The sequence below is a fragment of the Duganella fentianensis genome (assembly GCF_964031615.1).
Taxonomy (GTDB): Bacteria; Pseudomonadota; Gammaproteobacteria; order Burkholderiales; family Burkholderiaceae_D; genus Rugamonas; species Rugamonas fentianensis_A.
In genome coordinates this window covers 44,823-62,048 of sequence record NZ_CAXIQN010000018.1, presented here as the reverse complement: position 1 = coordinate 62,048, position 17,226 = coordinate 44,823, and the positions used below count along the sequence as shown (strand labels likewise).

Below are 17,226 nucleotides of genomic sequence, written 5' to 3'. Positions count from 1 at the left end.
AGGGTCAGCGCCTATTCCAGCGCAGCCGGCGCACTAGCAGGAGTCGCGTCCTCGTCGCGGTAACGCGCGGCGATCTCCATGAATTCTTCTTCGATGGTCAGCATGGCGTCGACCACATCGGGGTCGAAATGTTCGCCGCTGCTCTGGCGTAGCATCTCCATCGCCGTTTCATGACTGAAGGCAGGCTTATAGACCCGCTTGGAAATCAGCGCATCGTACACATCGGCCACTGCCATCAGGCGCGCCGAGATGGGTATCGCATCGCCCACCAGCCCTTGCGGATAACCGCTGCCATCATATTTTTCCTGATGCGAGTAGGTGATTTCACGCGCAAAGCGCAGGAAGGTATTCGAGTAGCCCAGCTGGTTTTCTACCGCCACGATGGCATCGCGGCCATATACCGTGTGCATTTTGATGACGGCAAATTCAGCCTCGGTCAGACGATCAGGCTTGAGCAGAATCGCATCAGGTATCGACACCTTGCCAATATCGTGCAGCGGCGCCGCCTTGAACAGCGACTTGATATTGGCGTCGCTCAGTTCGTCGGCAAAGCGCGGGTGATGCTGTAACTGGCGTCCCAGCGCCGCCACATAGTGCTGCACGCGGCGCAGGTGATTGGCGGTTTCGTATTCACGAGTCTCGGCCAGCGAAGCCAGCGCCCAGATCATGGCATCCAGCATCTGGCTCAGTTCCACCGTCAGTGCATCCACCACATGTTCGAGCAGATTGCGCTGCTGCTTGAGCAGTTCGCGCGAATTACGCAGCTCCACATGGGCCGCCACCCGTGCGCGCAGCAGATCGGCAATCACGGGTTTGTACAGCACGTCCACCCCGCCTTCCAGCAGGGCGCGCGCTTCGTCCGGCTCCTGCTGCAGGAAGATCACGGGAATTTCCGCCGTATCGGGACTGGATTTGAGTTGCTGGCAGACGCTATAGCCATCCGTATCGGGCAGTGCCGTATCGAGCAGCACCAGATCGGGCCGCGGCACCTGCTGCATCAGCTGCAGCACGCCGGCGCCCTGATTCGCCAGCAGCACTTCGTAATGCTCCTGCAGCATCCCGTTGATCGCAATCAGGTTGTCCGCCGCTGCATCGGCAATCAGCACGATGGCCTTTTTGGTGTTCATGCGCCGCCACTCCAAAGGTTGTTCCCTAGCGTTATATTACCTGACAGTAGTGCCAGCCAGACATATTTCTCCGCTTTATATATACACCATACTGCATGACCACACAGCGCCAGACCGGCTCGCCTAGCTTGCAATTGGATAGCGCACTATCTATACTGCATGCATGACGACGCCCATACTCCCCCCCACCGTCCCCAAGCTGGACCAGCAGCTGTGCTTTGCGCTGTATTCCACTTCGCTGGCCATGAGCAAACTGTACCGCAAACTGCTGCGCGGACTGGGTCTGACCTATTCGCAATATCTGGTGATGATGGTGTTGTGGGAACGCAATGAACTGACGGTGTCGGAAGTGGGCGAACGCCTGTTTCTCGATTCCGCCACCCTGACGCCGCTGCTCAAACGCATGGAGCAGGCCGGCCTGCTGACGCGTGCCCGCGCCGCCAGCGACGAGCGTCAGGTCATCATCAGCCTGACAGCGCAAGGCGACGCATTGCGCCACCAGGCCGCCCAACTCCCTCCTTCCATTCTGCAGGCGACGCAATGCAGCGTCGATCAGGTGGTCGGCATGAAAACCCAGCTGGACGCCCTGCGCGCCAGCTTGATGTCCGCTAGCTAGCTCCTACCATGTCCAGTCCCGCACCGTTCTACACCCACCCCTCGCAAATGGCCGAAGCGCTGCGCAAGGATGGCTATGCCATCCTGCCGCCGCAGGATGTGGCCGCACTGGCCGGCGTGCCGCTGGCCACACTGAACCAGCTGATTCCCAGCTGGGACGGGCTGGAACCCGATCTATACATGAAGGATGGCGGACGCTATCGCCGCCGCCGCCACTCCTGCTTCATCCTGCACGGCAGCGAACTGCAGCAGACGGCGCACCGCGCCCACTGGCAGCCGCTCGAATACAACGCCCTGCATGGCGGCATGAACCGCCTGTTCGAGCCCATGCTGGCGCAAACCGTGGCGCTGCCTGCATGGCCGGCGCTGCTGCAAGGACTGGGGCAACTGTGTAGCGCGGCACGGCGCAGCAGCACGCCATGGTATGTGGAAGCGCACCAGTTCCGCATCGACACCACCGATGGCATCGGCCGCCCCACGCCGGAAGGCGCACACCGCGATGGCGTGGATTTCGTCGCCGTAATACTGATCGGCCGCAAGGATATCAAGGGCGGCGAATCGCGCCTGTTCGAAGCGGACGGCCCCAACGGCAAACGCTTCACCATGACGGAACCGTGGACGCTGCTACTGCTCGACGATGCTGCCGTGATCCACGAATCCACCCCTATCCAGCCGCTGCAGCAATACGGCCACCGCGATACGCTGGTGCTGACCTGGCGCAGCAATGGCTTCCAGGGCCAGCCCGCAGTGCAACAGACAGTTTGATTTTTTGCCAATCTAGCGAGAACGACAGCGTAGTTCTACGGTATTGCACCGCAACATAAATAGGACTATAGTAGAACTGTCTCCTCCGAATGTCGCCTGACATTGGAACTGTGCCCGCCCATCTGGTAGCGGGCATTTTTTTTATTTACCTCACAATATTCCGCCGCGCTAGCCGACTGCATGCTGTCAGTTGCAGACTTTGCATGGTTCATGCCCATTAATTTAAACAACTGATTTAGTTATATCAATTGTTTAAATTATGTGCTGTAATGCCGCCATGAACGCAAAATCTACCCACGACGACAGCCGCAAACCGCGCTCCGATGGCGAGCAGTCGCGCATCCGCCTGCTGCAGGCGGCCACGCGCCTGTTCGGCAATCAGGGCTTTAGCCGCACCTCGACACGCGAAATCGCCCAGGCTGCGGGTGCCAACGTGGCCGCCATCAGCTACTACTTCGGCGACAAGGCCGGCCTGTATCAGGCCTGCTTTGCCTCCATGTGCGAACCGGCGCCCGACAACATCGCCCAGTTCGACCAGCCGCACTACAGCTTGCGCCAGTCGCTCGACGCTTACTACCGCCAGCTACTGGCCCCGCTGCTGGCGGGCGAAGATGCGCAGCAACTGGTGCGCCTGTTCTACCGCGAAATGCTGGAACCCACTGGTTTGTGGGAGCGCGAAATCCACAACAACATCAAGCCCGAACATCTGGCACTGGTCAATGTGCTGAGCCGCCATCTGGGACTCAGCCAGCCTGACGACCGCGTGCACCGGCTGGCTTATGCGCTAGTCGGCATGGCCATCCAGCTACTGGTCGGGCGCGACATCATCCACACCATCACCCCCCATCTGCTGGCCACACCGGCTGCCATTGCCGAATGGCTGGAATATCTAGGCGACTATGCCGAGGCTCTGGTGCGGGCCGAACAAAACAAACTTCAACAAGGATAAGCATGAAGCTACTCAAACGCGCGGGGGCACTGGCCGCCGTCGCCACGCTGAGCGCCTGCGCCACGCAGGCGCCCGCGCCCCATGTGACGGCCAGTGTGCCGCAGCAGTGGCAGGCGCCTCTGCCACATCAGGGCCAACAGACCGAACTGGCGAACTGGTGGCGTGCCCAGAACGATGCGCTGCTGGTGCAACTGATCGACGCGGCGCAGACTGCCAGCCCGAACGTGGCCGCCGCCGCCAGCCGCATCGCCCAGTCGCGTGCCGAGCGGGTCGCGGCCGGTGCCGCGCTGGCGCCATCCGTGGATGCAGCGACCAGCATCAGCCGCGCCAACCAGCAATCCACCCTGCCCATGGGGACAGTATCGCAGGCAGCCCTGCAGGCGAGCTGGGAGATCGATCTGTTCGGCGCCAACCGCGCCGCACGCAATGCGGCGCAGGAGCGCTATGACAGCGCCCGCGCCGGCTGGCACGATGCGCGCGTTTCCGTCGCCGCCGAAGTGGCCAACCAGTACTACGGCCTGCGCGCCTGCCAGCAACTGCTGGCGGTGGCCCAGCAGGATGCCGCCTCGCGTAGCGCGACAGCAAAGCTGACCGAGCTCAGTGCACAGGCAGGCTTCCAGTCGCCCGCCAGTCTGGCACTGGCGCGCGCTAGCGCGGCCGACGGCAATAGCCGCGCCATTGCCCAGCGTGCCGCCTGCGATGTCGACGTCAAAGTGCTAGCCGCGCTGACCGCCATCGCCGAACCGGAACTGCGCCGCCAGCTGGCCGCCCCCAGCAGCACGGGCAGCGCTGCCGATGCAGCGGCACCAGCACTTGTGATTGCCGAACTGCCGGCCAGCACGCTGAGCCAGCGTCCCGATGTATTCAGCGCCGAGCGTGCCGTCAGCGCCGCCAGTGCCGACGTGGGCACGGCGCAAGCTGCACGCTATCCGCGCCTGACGCTATCGGGTTCGGTGGGCGTAGCGAACTTCCGCGCCGGTGGCGACAACACCAAAACCGATACATGGACCATAGGCCCGCTGGCCATGAGCCTGCCCATCTTCGATAGCGGCAAACGCAGCGCCAATGTGGACGCCGCGCGCGCGCGCTACGACAGCGCCGTCAGCAGCTACCGCGCCACCGTACGTCAGGCCGTGAGCGAAGTCGAACAGGCGCTGGTCAATCTCGACGCCAGCGCGGCCCGCAGCAGCGATGCCGCCACCGCCCTGCAAGGCTACCGCATCAGCTTCGACGCAGTCGAACAACGCTATCAGGGCGGGCTGGCCAGCCTGTTCGAACTGGAAGATGCGCGCCGCAGCCGCCTCGCCGCCGAGCAGGCCGTCATCAATCTACAGCGCGAGCGCAGCGCCGCATGGGTGGCACTGTACCGCGCCGCCGGTGGCGGCTGGTCCGCCAGCAATACCGACACGACCTCCGGCACCAGCCCAGCGGCTGGCACCGGCTCCGACAACCGCAACGGTAGCGGGTCTAGCGCCCTCGCCAGCCCACAATAAACTCAGCACGCCATGAAAACTCTGAATACTTCCTACAAGCCTGTCGCTCTCGCCCTGCTGGCAATCTTCACTGCCGGTGTAGTCGGCATGACGCTGTTCTCGCCCGCCTCGCATGCTGCCAGCGACGCCAAAGCTACCAGCGCCAAACCTGCCCTCACCGTTACCACGGCCAAACCCGTCGCCGCCAACCTGCCCATCAAGCTAGCCGCCAACGGCAATGTGGCCGCATGGCAGGAAGCCAGTGTCAGCAGCCAGTCGAATGGTCTGCGTCTGGCCGAAGTACGCGTCAATGTGGGCGATGTGGTCAAAGCCGGCGATGTGCTGGCCGTGTTTGCCGCCGAAACGGTAGAAGCTGATCTGGCCCAGGCCAAGGCTGCCCTGCTGGAGGCCGAAGCCAATGCCGCCGAAGCAGTCGCCAACGCCGCCCGTGCGCGCAGCCTGCAGAATACCGGCGCGCTCAGCGCCCAGCAGATCAGCCAGTACACCACGGCCGAACAAAGCGCCAATGCGCGCATCGCTTCCGCCAAGGCAGCGCTGGCCAGCCAGCAGCTGCGCATGAAATACACCAAGGTGGTGGCACCCGATAGCGGCGTAATTACGGCGCGCAGTGCCACGGTGGGTGCTGTCTCCGGCACCGGCACGGAACTGTTCCGCATGATCCTGCAAAGCCGGCTGGAATGGCGCGCCGAAGTAGTCGCGGCCGATCTGCGCCAGCTCAAGCCCGGCACCACGGCCACCGTCAAAGCCGCCAATGGCAGCGAGACCACCGGCAAGGTCCGCATGATCGCCCCTACCGTAGACGCCCAGACCCGCTCTGCGCTGGTGTATGTCGACCTGCCGGCCAGTGCCGCCAGCGGCAAGGATGCACCGTTCAAGGCCGGCATGTTCGCCAGCGGCCAGTTCGAGCTGGGGCAGTCTGCCGCCATCACCGTGCCGCAGCAGGCCATCGTCGTGCGTGACGGCTTCAGTTTCGTGTTCCGTCTGAATGCAGACGGCCATGTGAGCCAGATCCGCGTACAGCCGGGCCGCCGTCTGGGCGACCGCATCGAAGTGCTGAATGGACTGAACGCCGAAACACAGGTGGTGGTGCGCGGCGCCGGCTTCCTCAACGACGGCGATCTGGTACACAACGTGGCGGAAAGCGCTGCGCCAGCCAAAGTGGCCGCCAAATAAGGATTCCCGATGAATTTCTCTTCACTCTCCATCAAGAACCCGATACCGGCGATCATGCTGTTTGCATTGCTCTCGCTGGCCGGCATGATGGCTTACAAAGCCAATCCGGTACAGGATTTTCCTGACATCGAACTGCCTATCGTCACCATTACCGCCACGCTGGACGGCAGTGCACCGGCCCAGCTGGAAACCGAAGTCGCACGCAAGCTCGAAGATTCGGTCGCCACCCTGCAAGGCGTAAAAAACATCTACACCACCGTGCTCGATGGCGTCTCCACCACCACGGTGGAATTCATCCTTGAAAAGCAGATCGCCGATGCCGTCAACGACGTGCGCGACGCAGTGGCGCGGGTCAAAGCCGACATGCCGGCCGAACTGCGCGACCCCACCGTCACCAAAGCCTCGACGGCTGGTCGCGTGGTGCTGACCTTTACCGCCGCAGCCTCGAACGCTGCCGGCGAAAAGCTCGATACGCAGGAACTTAGCTGGTTCGTCGATAACACCGTGTCCAAGCGCCTGCTGGCGGTACCGGGCGTGGGTGCCATCAAACGGGTGGGCGGCGTCAAACGCGAAATCCGCGTCGAGCTCGATGAAAGCCGCATGGCTGCGCTGCGCGTCTCCGCTATCGACGTCTCGCGCCAGTTACGACTGGTACAGAAAGAAGCCCCCGGTGGCCGTGGTGATGTGAGCGGCGCCGAACAGGCCGTGCGTACCATTGCCACCGTCAAGAGCGCGGCCGAATTGAGCGCGATAGAACTGCCGCTGGCCGATGGCCGCCGCGTGCGTCTCGATCAGGTTGCCACGGTGAGCGATACCGTGGCCGAACCGCGCGCCATCGCGCTGCAGGATGGCGTACCGGTGATCGGCTTCGAAATCTTCCGCACCAAGGGTGCCAGCGAACTGGCAGTGGCCAAAGGCGCCCGTGCTGCCATCGAAGAACTGGCACAGGCCAATCCGCGGGTGGAACTCAAGCAGGTGATCGACAACGCCTTCCCTGTGGAAGAAAACTTCGGCGGCTCGATGGAGCTGCTGTACGAAGGTGCGATACTGGCCGTGCTGGTCGTGTGGTGGTTCCTGCGCGACTGGCGCGCTACGCTGGTGGCCGCCGCTGCGCTGCCGCTGTCCGTGCTGCCGGCCTTCCTCGGCATCTACCTGTTCGGCTATACCCTGAATACCGTGACGCTGCTGTCGCTGGCACTGGTGGTCGGCGTACTGGTGGATGATGCCATCGTCGAAATCGAAAACATCGAGCGCCACCTGCGCATGGGTAAAACCCCGATGGAAGCGGCGATGGAAGCGGCCGATGAAATCGGCATGGCGGTGATCGCCACTACTTTCGCGCTGGTCGCCGTATTCCTGCCTACCGCCTTCATGGGCGGCATTCCCGGTCTGTTCTTCAAACAGTTCGGCTGGACTGCCGTGGTGGCCGTACTGGCTTCGCTGGTAGTAGCCCGTCTGCTGACGCCGATGATGGCCGCCTATCTGCTCAAACCTGCCGCCCATACCGAGCAGGCCGATGGCTGGCTGATGTCGCGCTACATGAAGGTGATGCGCTGGTGCCTGCAGCACCGTCTGGTTACGGCCAGTGCTTCCATGGCCTTCTTCGTCGGCTCCATCATGCTGGTAGGCCTGCTGCCAACTGGCTTCGTTCCGGCTGCCGACCGTGCGCAGACCCAGATCAATCTGGAACTGCCCCCCGGTGCCACGCTGGCCGAAACCCGCGTGGTGGCCGAGCGGGCCCGTACCGCTGCAATGGAAGTCAAAGGCATCAAATCTGTCTTCAGCTCCATCGGCGGCGGTTCCAGTGGCGACGCTTTCGCGCCCGGTGCTGCAGCCGAAGCACGCAGCGCCGTGCTGACCCTGACCACCGTGCACCGCAACGACCGCAAAGCCTCCATGGCCGATCTGGAATCTGAAATCCGCGACAAACTCAACGCCATTCCCGGCGCCCGCTTCAAGGTAGGTCCGCCCGATAACGGCGTGAAGATGCAGTTGGTGCTGCGCAGTGAAGATCCGGTGGCACTGGCCGAAACGGCGCAGAAGGCCGAACGCGAACTGCGTACCCTGCAGGGCGTGGGCAATGTGCGCTCCAGCGCTTCGCTAGTACGGCCGGAAATCATCGTCACGCCGGACTTCGCCAAGGCAGCCGATCTGGGCGTGACGGCAGCGGCCATCGGCCAGACCGTGCGCGTCGCTACGGCCGGCGACTACGATACCGATCTGACCAAAATGAATCTGCCCGAGCGCCAGATCCCGATCCGCGTCAAACTGCCGGACGCCGTGCGCGCCGACCTCGATGCCATCGGCCGCCTGACAGTGCCGGGCAAAAACGGCCCGGTACTGCTGGCCACCGTGGCCAGCATCGCGGTGGAAAGTGGCCCGGCCCAGATCAACCGTCTGAACCGCAGCCGTAACGTTACGCTGGAAGTGGAGCTGGGCAAACGGGCTCTGGGCGAAGTCAATGAAGAAGCACGCGCCTTGCCGACCCTGAAGAACCTGCCGCCGTCGGTGAAGATTGCCGAACTGGGCGACACCCAGGAGATGGCCGCGCTGTTCGCCAGCTTCGGCATCGCCATGCTGATCGGCGTGCTGTGCATCTACTGCGTGCTGGTGCTGCTGTTCAAGGACTTCATGCAGCCGGTGACGATTCTCGCTGCCCTGCCGCTGTCCATCGGCGGCGCCTTCGTGGCGCTGCTGATTACGGGCCGTGCGCTGTCGATGCCGTCCATGATCGGTCTGATCATGCTGATGGGGATCGTTACGAAAAACTCTATCTTGCTAGTTGATTATGCTATTCTGGCGCGTCAGGCGGGCATGAGCCGCTTCGAGGCACTGGTCGATGCCTGCCACAAGCGTAGCCGTCCTATCCTGATGACCACCATCGCCATGGGGGCGGGCATGATGCCGCTGGCGCTGGGTCTGGGGGCCGATCCGAGTTTCCGTTCGCCGATGGCGATCACGGTAATCGGCGGTCTGATTACCTCGACCCTGCTTAGCCTGCTGGTAGTACCGGCCGTGTTCACCTACATCGACGATCTGGAACATCTGCTGAAAAAACTGATGGGCAAACTGCGGCGCCGGCGCGCGCCACATGACGACAATCAGCCGGACCAGCCTACACAGCCGCTGCGTCAGGTGGGCGGAGGTGGTCACTAAACCGCTTAACCAACAACGACAGTAGCAAAGGGGCAGGACATGGAATACGACATCAAGCAGCTGGCACCGGTACGGGTGGTCTATCTGCGCTACAAAGGGCCGTTCGGTCCTGCCCTCGGCGAATTCTGGAAGGAAGTCTTCACCCCGTGGCAGAAGGCCATGGGGCTGGTCAGCAAAGTCACTTACGGCGTAGCGCTGGACGATCCGGCCAGCACCCCGGCAGCCGAATGCCGCTACGATGCCTGCGTCGAAGTCTCGGCCGAATACCCCGTGCGCGAACCGGCCCGCGCCACCGAACTGGCGGGCGGCAGCTATGCCGTGGCGCCATTCCACGGCACCGCCGCCCAGATCGGCGCAGCATGGAGCGATTTCTTCGCGCGCCTGCAGGCCGACGGCAAAGCACCTGCTGGCCCCTGCTTCGAACGTTATGCGGCTGATTACAGTATCGATCCCGCCAGCGGCGCCTTCCGCGCAGAACTCTGCATTCCCGTGTAAGTACCTTGTAAAGAAGCTGATACAAATCGGAGTGCAGCAGCCGCCATGGATATGCGATACTCCCAGCCAGTACAGGGACTTTTCAGAACATGGCGTTTTTCCGCAAGCTGCAGCCTTTACCAGCAACGGCAATGGCACCGGGCCGGCGCATCATGCTGGCCAAAACCACGCAACTGGGCGATCTGGTTATCAGCCTGCCCATGGCCGCTGCCCTCAAACGGCACGATCCTCATTGCACTGTCATCCTGCTGACCAACCGGCGCACGGCCGATATCGCACGCCACTGCCCCGATGTGGACGAAGTCTTTGCAGCACCGGAAGATGCGGCTGAACTGACTGCCCTGCTGGCAGCCGTGCGGCCCGACATCTTCATTCAGGTCAACCCCTGTCGCCGGCTAGCGCAATGTGCCTATGATGCCGCGCTGCCTATCCGTATCGGTTCACTATTCCGCCGCTATAACTGGCAGCGCTGCACCCATCTGGTGCCGATCTCCTCGCCCAACTCGGGCCTGAACAAACGCCTGCTCGATCTGCAGTATCTGCGCCCGCTGGGCATCGTCATCAAGGACGCCAGCGAAATACCGGCGCTGTACCACCTCGCGCCTCCGGCCAGCACCGGTGCCACGCCAGCAGAGCAGCAGTTGCCCGCCACCGTGCAGCATCCTGCGCACTATGCACAGGGTCGCCGCACGGTGATCCTCAGTCCGGCGCTGGTCACGGCACGCTCGCACCAGTGGCCACTGGAGTTCTATGCAGAGCTCATCGCCCGCATCGATCCGCGTGAAGTGCACTGGTTCATCTGCGGCACGGCCGAGGATCGGGCCAGCCTGCAGCCGCTACTGCAGCGCCACGCCCACGCGGCCAATGTCACCGATATGGTGGGCCGCCTGTCGCTGACGGAATTCATGGCCTTCATCAGCCAGTGCGACGGACTAGTCGCGGGCAGCACAGGGCCGCTGCATCTGGCCGCCGCGCTGGGCATCCACACGCTGGGGCTGTTCCAGTCACGCCGCAGCGATGTGCAGCGCTGGCGCCCGCTGGGGCCCATGGCCAGCGTGATCCACAGCCAGGTGCGCTGCCGTGGCGAGCGCCGTCTCGAACAGAGCGGCAGTGTGGTGCCCTGCCCCTGCATGCAGGCGATTGCACCGGCCACCGTGGCCGAACATGTACGCAGCTGGTTCGGGATGCGCGGTCAGCCGAACTAAATTCGGCTACAAACCTTATTTTAAGGACGGGGCAGGCAAAAAAGCCCCAATACGCCGCCAAGTCACGCGATAATATTTTCCGAATTTGGCGATAATCCTGCTATCGTTTTACCATACCATGACTCGGAGATCACATGAAATTGAAGCACATCGCACTGGCCGCTGCCTTGCTGGCAGCTACTCAGGTTCAGGCTCAGGAAACCGTGGTGAAGATCGGCCATAGCGGCCCGCTGTCGGGCTCACAGGCTTTCTCCGGTAAGGATAACGAAAGCGGCGCGCGACTGGCGGTAGAAGAACTGAATGCCAAGCCTATCACCGTGGCCGGCAAGAAGATCCGCTTCGAGCTGCAATCGGAAGATGATCAGGGTGACCCGAAAGCCGGTGTAGCAGCCGCCCAGAAGCTGATCGATCAAGGTGTGAAATATGTGGTCGGCCCGTATAACTCGGGCGTGGCGATTCCCGCTTCGCGCGCCTACAACGATGCCGGTGTGCTGATCGCCAGCGTGGCCACCAACCCGAAACTGACCCAGCAGGGCTACAAGGGTATCTTCCGCGTCAATGCCAGCGACACCCAGCTCGGTGGCAAGATGGCGCTGTACGCCGCCAATGAACTGAAACTCAAAACCGTCGCCGTGATCGACGACCGCACGGCGTTTGGTCAGGGGCTGGCGGAAGAATTCAAGAAACAGGCCAAAGCAGCCGGCATGACGGTGGCGGGCCACGAGTTCACCACCGATAAATCGTTCGACTTCAGCGCCATTCTGACCAAGCTGAAAACCAAAAAGGTGGAAGCCATCTTCTTCGGTGGCTATGCGCCACAGGCTGCACCGCTGGCACGCCAGATGAAACAGCTGGGCATCAATGCACGCCTGCTAGGCGGCGAAACCATCTGCACGGCAGAAATGGGCAAGCTCGGTGGCGATGCCGTGGCTGAAAACGTGCTGTGCCCGCAAGCCGGTGCCTTGCTGGACAAGGCTGCCGCCGGCCCTGCCTTCAAGAGCAAGTTCAAGGCGCGCTTCAAGCAGGATGCCGACGTGTACGCAGCCACCTACTACGATGCCACCATGATGTATGCACAGGCCATGCAGAAGGCCAATTCGCTCGATCCGCTGAAGGTAGGCGCCGTCATCGCTGGTGGCGAATACAAAGGCGTGGCCGGCAATTACAGCTTCGATGCGCGCGGCGACATGAAGCAGTCGCCCGTCACTATCTTCAACTTTAAAGCTGGCCAGCCTAGCGCCATCATCACCTACTGATAGACGCTGCGGAGCACGCGCTGTTTCAGGCGACGTGCTCCTCGTCGGCATAGCGCGCTGCAATGGCGCGGAACTCGTTCTGCAGCGTGATGAAGGCGTCGAGTATATCGGCGTCAAAGTGGCTGCCCCGCCCTGCCTGCATGATGGACAGCGCTTCCTCGTGGCTCTTGGGTTCCTTGTAGGCGCGACGCGAAATCAGCGCATCGTACACATCGGCCACCGCCATCAGCCGTGCCGACAGCGGAATCGCATCGCCCTTCAGCCCTTCCGGATAGCCGCTACCATCCCACTTCTCCTGATGCGAGTAGCAGATTTCCTTGGCCGTCTGCAGGAACGGTACGCTCACACCCAGCCCTTGCTCGGCATGGACGATGGCGTTGCGCCCCAGCGTGGTGTGGGTTTTCATGATTTCGAATTCGTCCGGATCGAGCTTGCCCGGCTTGAGCAGGATACGGTCAGGGATACCGACTTTGCCGATATCGTGCAGCGGCGCCGATTTGAATAGCTGGGTGATGTAGCGCGGTGTCAGGGTAGCAGCAAAGCGCGGATGGGGCGCCAGATACTCGGCCAGCAGCTTGACGTAGTGCTGGGTACGCAGAATGTGGTTACCCGTTTCATTGTCGCGCGTCTCGGCCAGCGAAGCCATGATCAGTATCGTCACATCCTGCAGCGCCTGCACTTCATCCGTGCGGCGCTGCACTTCCTGCTCCAGATAGGCGTTCTGGTCACGCAGGAAATCAGCCGAGGCTTTCAGCGTCAGGTGGGTCTGCACCCGTGCCAGCACGATGGGCGGGCTAACCGGCTTGGTGATGTAATCAACGGCACCCAGATCGAAGCCCATCTGTTCATCTTCGCGCTCGGTTTTAGCAGTCAGGAAAATCACAGGTATCCCGGCCGAAACGGGATCGGCCTTGATGCGGCGGCAGACTTCGTAGCCATCCATTTCCGGCATCATCACATCCAGCAGGATCAGATCGGGCGCCTTGTCACTCTGGGCGATCTTCAGCGCGCGGGCGCCGCTGGGTGCGACCTTCACGGTATATTGTTCCGACAGCAGATCGCTCATCAGCGTCAGCTTGTCCGGTGTATCGTCCACAACCAGAATGACGGGCTTACGTGCGGTGATGCTCATGCATTTTCCTTATTGGCTATAGTCTGGCTAGCACTGTCCAGCAGTTCCAGTGCCCGCTCCATATCGAATTCGTGTATTGCCTGTTCCAGCGCGCTAAACTGCTGCGGGAACGCGTCAGCAAACAGGGCTTTATGTTCATCCAGCAGATGCGCACTGCGCGCATCGTCATCGGCCAGCAGGGTCTTCAGTTCGCCCACCAGCTGCGCGCGCTGGGCCGGGGTGTAGTCCACGGCACTGGCCTGTTCCACCTGCGGCAGCGCCGCTTCGATCGCGCCGATCTGGCTGGCCAGCACCTGCGCCAGTTGCGCCAGCTGGGGTTCCAGCTGCTGCGCCAGCACGGCCGCACGGGTGCTGCCCGTCTGCGCCGGCGCCAGTGCATGTTCCATCGCGTCGGCCAGTAACTGCAGCGCATCGGCGCCGATATTACCGGCCAGTCCTTTCAGGGTATGGGCGCTGCGTTCGGCACCGGCACGGTCGCCCGCTTCCAGCTGGGCGCGCATCTGCTGCACGGCGCCCGCCTGATGGGCACAGAAGGCGCGCAGCATGCTGACGTAACGCGCTTGCCGGCCCATCACGCGGCGCATACCGCCCACCATATCCAGCCCCTCGATAGCTGCCAGCGGCGCTTCTGCTGGCGCGGCGTATTCCACCACGGGTTCGGCTGCCACCTCGGCCTGCGCTGGGCTGCTGCTTACCGCATCTGTGCGTACTGGTATCCAGCGCAGCAGCACGCGCCACAGTTCGTCCGGTTCGATCGGCTTGACGATGTAATCAACCATGCCGGCCTGCAGGCACAGTTCGCGGTCGGCCTGCATGGCATTTGCCGTCATCGCCACGATGGGCAGATCGACCAGCGCCGGCAAGGCGCGAATGGCACGGGTGGCCTCTACCCCGTCCATCTCCGGCATCTGCATATCCATCAGCACCAGTTCATACACGCCGCGCTGTGCCATCGCCAGTGCTTCCAACCCGTTCACGGCAATATCCACCTGCAGGCCTGCATCCATCAGTAGCTCGGCCGCTACCTGCTGGTTCAATTCATTATCCTCTGCCAGCAGCACGCGCGCACCGCGTATGGTGCCCAGCGCGGCCAGCATGCTGAGCGGCGCCACCCGCGCTTCGGCCGCATCATCCACCGCTCCACCCAGCAGGCGGATCAAGGTATTGAACAGCACGGAGGCATTGACCGGTTTGATCAGCACATCATCAAAGCCGGCGCTGTGCGCCTGCTGTATCACTTCTTCACGGCCGTAGTCGGTCACCATCAGCAATCGTGGCGGCACGGCCAGCGCCAGCGCGCGGATGGCGCCGGCCGTATCCACCCCGCTCAGCGCGCCCATCTGCCAGTCCAGCAGCACGACTTCAAACGGTACGTCGCTCAGTGCCGCTACCCGTACCATGGCCAGCGCTTCCGCGCCGGAGACCGCCGTCTGCACCTCGAAGCCCATGCTCGCCAGCATGCCGGCAATCACGCTGCGCGCGCTGGCATTATCATCGGCCACCAGCAGACGACGGCCACGCAAATCGGGCGATGGCAGCAGCGTAGGGCGCTGGGTCTGGCCGATGGCCAGCCGTGCCGTGAACCAGAACGTCGAGCCCTGTCCCAGCACACTCTCCACCCCGGTCTCGCCGCCCATCAGGTGTGCCAGCTTGCGCGAAATCGCCAGCCCCAGTCCCGTGCCGCCATATTTGCGCGTGGTACTGGCATCGCCTTGCTGGAAGCTCTGGAATAGCTGGCCTATCTGTTCTTCGCTCAAACCGATGCCGGTATCGCGCACGGCAAAATGCAGCATCACGTGCTGCGCATCGCGGCTCTGCACCCGCACCGTTACGGCTACCTCGCCCCGTTCGGTGAACTTGAGCGCATTGTTGGCGTAGTTGATCAGAATCTGCCCCAGCCGCAGTGCATCGCCTTCCAGTGCCGTCGGCACATCGGCTGCCACATCGAACACCAGTTCCAGCCCTTGCGCGCTGGCTTTATCGCCGATCAGGGTAGCCAGATTTTCCAGCAACTGATCCAGCTCGAACGGCTGCTTATCCACTTGCAGCTTGCCCGCCTCGATCTTCGAAAAGTCCAGAATGTCGTTGATGATGCCCAGCAGGTGCTGGCCGGCGCGCTGGATTTTCTGCACGTAGTCGTGCTGGCGCGGCGTCAGTTCGGTCTTCAGCGCCAGATGGCTCATGCCGATGATGGCATTCATCGGCGTACGGATTTCGTGGCTCATGTTGGCGAGGAATAGCGACTTGCTGCGTGTTGCCTCTTCTGCCGTCAGCTTGGCCGCGCCCAGCGCCTGCGCCGCCGCGTGTTCGGCCGTAACATCGGCCAGATAACCGTTCCACACTTCTTCCTCGGCGCTCTGGTGCACGCAACTGCAATGCAGCTCGACCCAGCGCTGCGACAGGCCGCCTTCGGCGCCAAAGGCGATACGCCGGTGTACAAACCAGTGCTGGCGCGCGCCATCGGCAAACTGCGCCAGCAGGCCGCTCTGCCCTTCCGGATCGAGCAGCGCGAACAAGGTGGCGCCATCGGCCAGCACATCGCTGGCCTGCAGGCCAGTGATCGCGGTGATGGCGGGACTCATGAAACGGAAATGCGGCAGGCCGTTCGCATCCAGCTTGAACTGGTAGACCGCCACCGGCAGGTTGTTGGTGATTTCGCGCATGCGCCGTTCATTCTCGAAGCGCACCTGGCGCGCATGTTCGGCCGCACGGCTGCGCCCCGTCATCACCATGGCAAACAGCCAGACCGCCACCATGCAGCCGGCCGCCAGCGCCAGCTGGTGCCACAGCGGCAGCCACTGGCTGCGGTCTTGCAGGATCAGCACGCGCCACTGGCCACCATCATCGGGCCAGCTCAAAGTAGCATTGGCCAGTGCATAGCTCTGGCCATCGATGTTGGTCAGGCTGCCACGGGTCTCGAACGGTAATTGCAAAGGGCCGGTGGCAGCAAATACATCGCCGAACTGGCGCTCCTTTTCCAGTTGCGCCATGCGTGCCGGCGCAATCTGGCCGCTCACCATGAACAGGTACTCGTTGCGGTTGGTGGCGAACACTACGCCGTCAGGCGACAGCAGCAGCGCCGGATCTTTGCTGCGCGCGAGTATGCGGTCGATTTCTGCGGCCGCCATCTTGATGGTGTAAACCCCGGCGATGGGGGTATCGCGCGAGTTACCGCTGTAGACGGGCGCGGCGAAATACAACCCGCGTTCATGTGAATTACTGCCGATGGCGGCATACACATTCGCCTGCCCTGCCAGCGCACGCCGTACGTAAGGGCGGTAGCGCAGATTGCGCCCCACGCCTATGGCCTTGCCTTCCTTGTTGAGATAAGCCACGGTGGTGCCATCGCCGGCCAGCACGAACACGGTGTCAGCGTTGTACTGATCCAGCACGGCAGCGAAATTCACATGCAGGCGGTAGGCGTCGGCGCTCATATCGCCCGCCAGCAGCTGCTTGACGCTGTCCTCCACCAGTCCCATCAGAATCGCGCCGCCCATCACGCGGCCATCGGTACTATCGATCTGGATCTGCCGCGCAATATCGTCGGCACGCGCGCGCAAGTCGCGGCTGTGCTCCTGAAACACTACCTGACGCTGGATCAGCACGGCGCTGGCCGCCACCAGCACGGCCAATCCGGCCCAGCGTATCAGCATCAATTTACGCCAGCCACGCCGGTGCAGGCTGTTACGGAAATGCCGTAGCGGGCGGACAGGCAGAGCCGCCGCTGGCTGAGGTCTTCCGTCTGCTGGTCGGTCCATTGCGCCTGGCATTGCGTGAATATTTGACAATAGAGTATAACTGAAAAGTACACTGCAAACGCTTCCACCCTGCCCCATTCTGTGATTTACTGGGTGGGCTGA

12 protein-coding genes are annotated in these 17,226 nt (G+C 62.6%); 9 read left to right on the top strand and 3 right to left on the bottom strand.

The window, feature by feature from the left end:
* Positions 1-11: 11 nt before the first annotated feature.
* Positions 12-1,127, bottom strand: coding sequence for an HD domain-containing phosphohydrolase (locus tag ABNT42_RS12030; RefSeq protein ID WP_348697242.1), 1,116 nt, complete (start codon positions 1,125-1,127; stop codon positions 12-14).
* 163 nt (positions 1,128-1,290) lie between these two features.
* Between ABNT42_RS12030 and ABNT42_RS12025 the strand changes: the two genes are divergently transcribed.
* The 9 genes from ABNT42_RS12025 to ABNT42_RS11985 all read left to right on the top strand — a co-directional run bounded on the left by ABNT42_RS12025 (position 1,291) and on the right by ABNT42_RS11985 (position 12,234).
* Entirely contained in the window at positions 1,291-1,743 is a 453-nt protein-coding gene (locus tag ABNT42_RS12025) for a MarR family transcriptional regulator (protein WP_348697240.1), read from the top strand.
* An 8-nt stretch (positions 1,744-1,751) separates the two neighbouring features.
* Entirely contained in the window at positions 1,752-2,507 is a 756-nt protein-coding gene (locus ABNT42_RS12020; protein ID WP_348697238.1) for a 2OG-Fe dioxygenase family protein, read from the top strand.
* Between the two features lie 277 nt (positions 2,508-2,784).
* The gene (locus tag ABNT42_RS12015) at positions 2,785-3,456 is read left to right on the top strand and encodes a CerR family C-terminal domain-containing protein (RefSeq protein ID WP_348697236.1); all 672 of its coding nucleotides are present in this window, start codon (positions 2,785-2,787) and stop codon (positions 3,454-3,456) included.
* A gap of 2 nt (positions 3,457-3,458) precedes the next feature.
* Positions 3,459-4,949 (top strand): efflux transporter outer membrane subunit, encoded by a 1,491-nt coding sequence (locus ABNT42_RS12010; protein WP_348697235.1) that lies wholly within the window; start codon positions 3,459-3,461, stop codon positions 4,947-4,949.
* A 12-nt stretch (positions 4,950-4,961) separates the two neighbouring features.
* Complete coding sequence (locus ABNT42_RS12005) at positions 4,962-6,122, top strand: efflux RND transporter periplasmic adaptor subunit (protein ID WP_348697234.1); 1,161 nt, start codon at positions 4,962-4,964, stop codon at positions 6,120-6,122.
* Between the two features lie 9 nt (positions 6,123-6,131).
* Entirely contained in the window at positions 6,132-9,278 is a 3,147-nt protein-coding gene (locus tag ABNT42_RS12000; RefSeq protein WP_348697233.1) for an efflux RND transporter permease subunit, read from the top strand.
* 39 nt (positions 9,279-9,317) lie between these two features.
* Positions 9,318-9,773 carry a GyrI-like domain-containing protein gene (locus ABNT42_RS11995; RefSeq protein ID WP_348697231.1) on the top strand — a complete coding sequence of 152 codons (456 nt, stop codon included), beginning with the start codon at positions 9,318-9,320 and terminating at the stop codon, positions 9,771-9,773.
* A gap of 89 nt (positions 9,774-9,862) precedes the next feature.
* Positions 9,863-10,978, top strand: a complete 1,116-nt coding sequence (locus ABNT42_RS11990; RefSeq protein ID WP_348697229.1) for a glycosyltransferase family 9 protein — start codon at positions 9,863-9,865, stop codon at positions 10,976-10,978.
* Between the two features lie 134 nt (positions 10,979-11,112).
* Complete coding sequence (locus ABNT42_RS11985; RefSeq protein ID WP_348697227.1) at positions 11,113-12,234, top strand: branched-chain amino acid ABC transporter substrate-binding protein; 1,122 nt, start codon at positions 11,113-11,115, stop codon at positions 12,232-12,234.
* Positions 12,235-12,259: 25 nt separating this feature from the next.
* Here ABNT42_RS11985 and ABNT42_RS11980 read toward each other — a convergent pair whose 3' ends face one another.
* Entirely contained in the window at positions 12,260-13,366 is a 1,107-nt protein-coding gene (locus tag ABNT42_RS11980; RefSeq protein WP_348697226.1) for a two-component system response regulator, read from the bottom strand.
* Positions 13,363-17,019, bottom strand: coding sequence for a response regulator (locus tag ABNT42_RS11975; protein WP_348697224.1), 3,657 nt, complete (start codon positions 17,017-17,019; stop codon positions 13,363-13,365). The genes ABNT42_RS11980 and ABNT42_RS11975 overlap by 4 nt, the downstream gene beginning before the upstream one ends.
* Positions 17,020-17,226 lie beyond the last annotated feature (207 nt).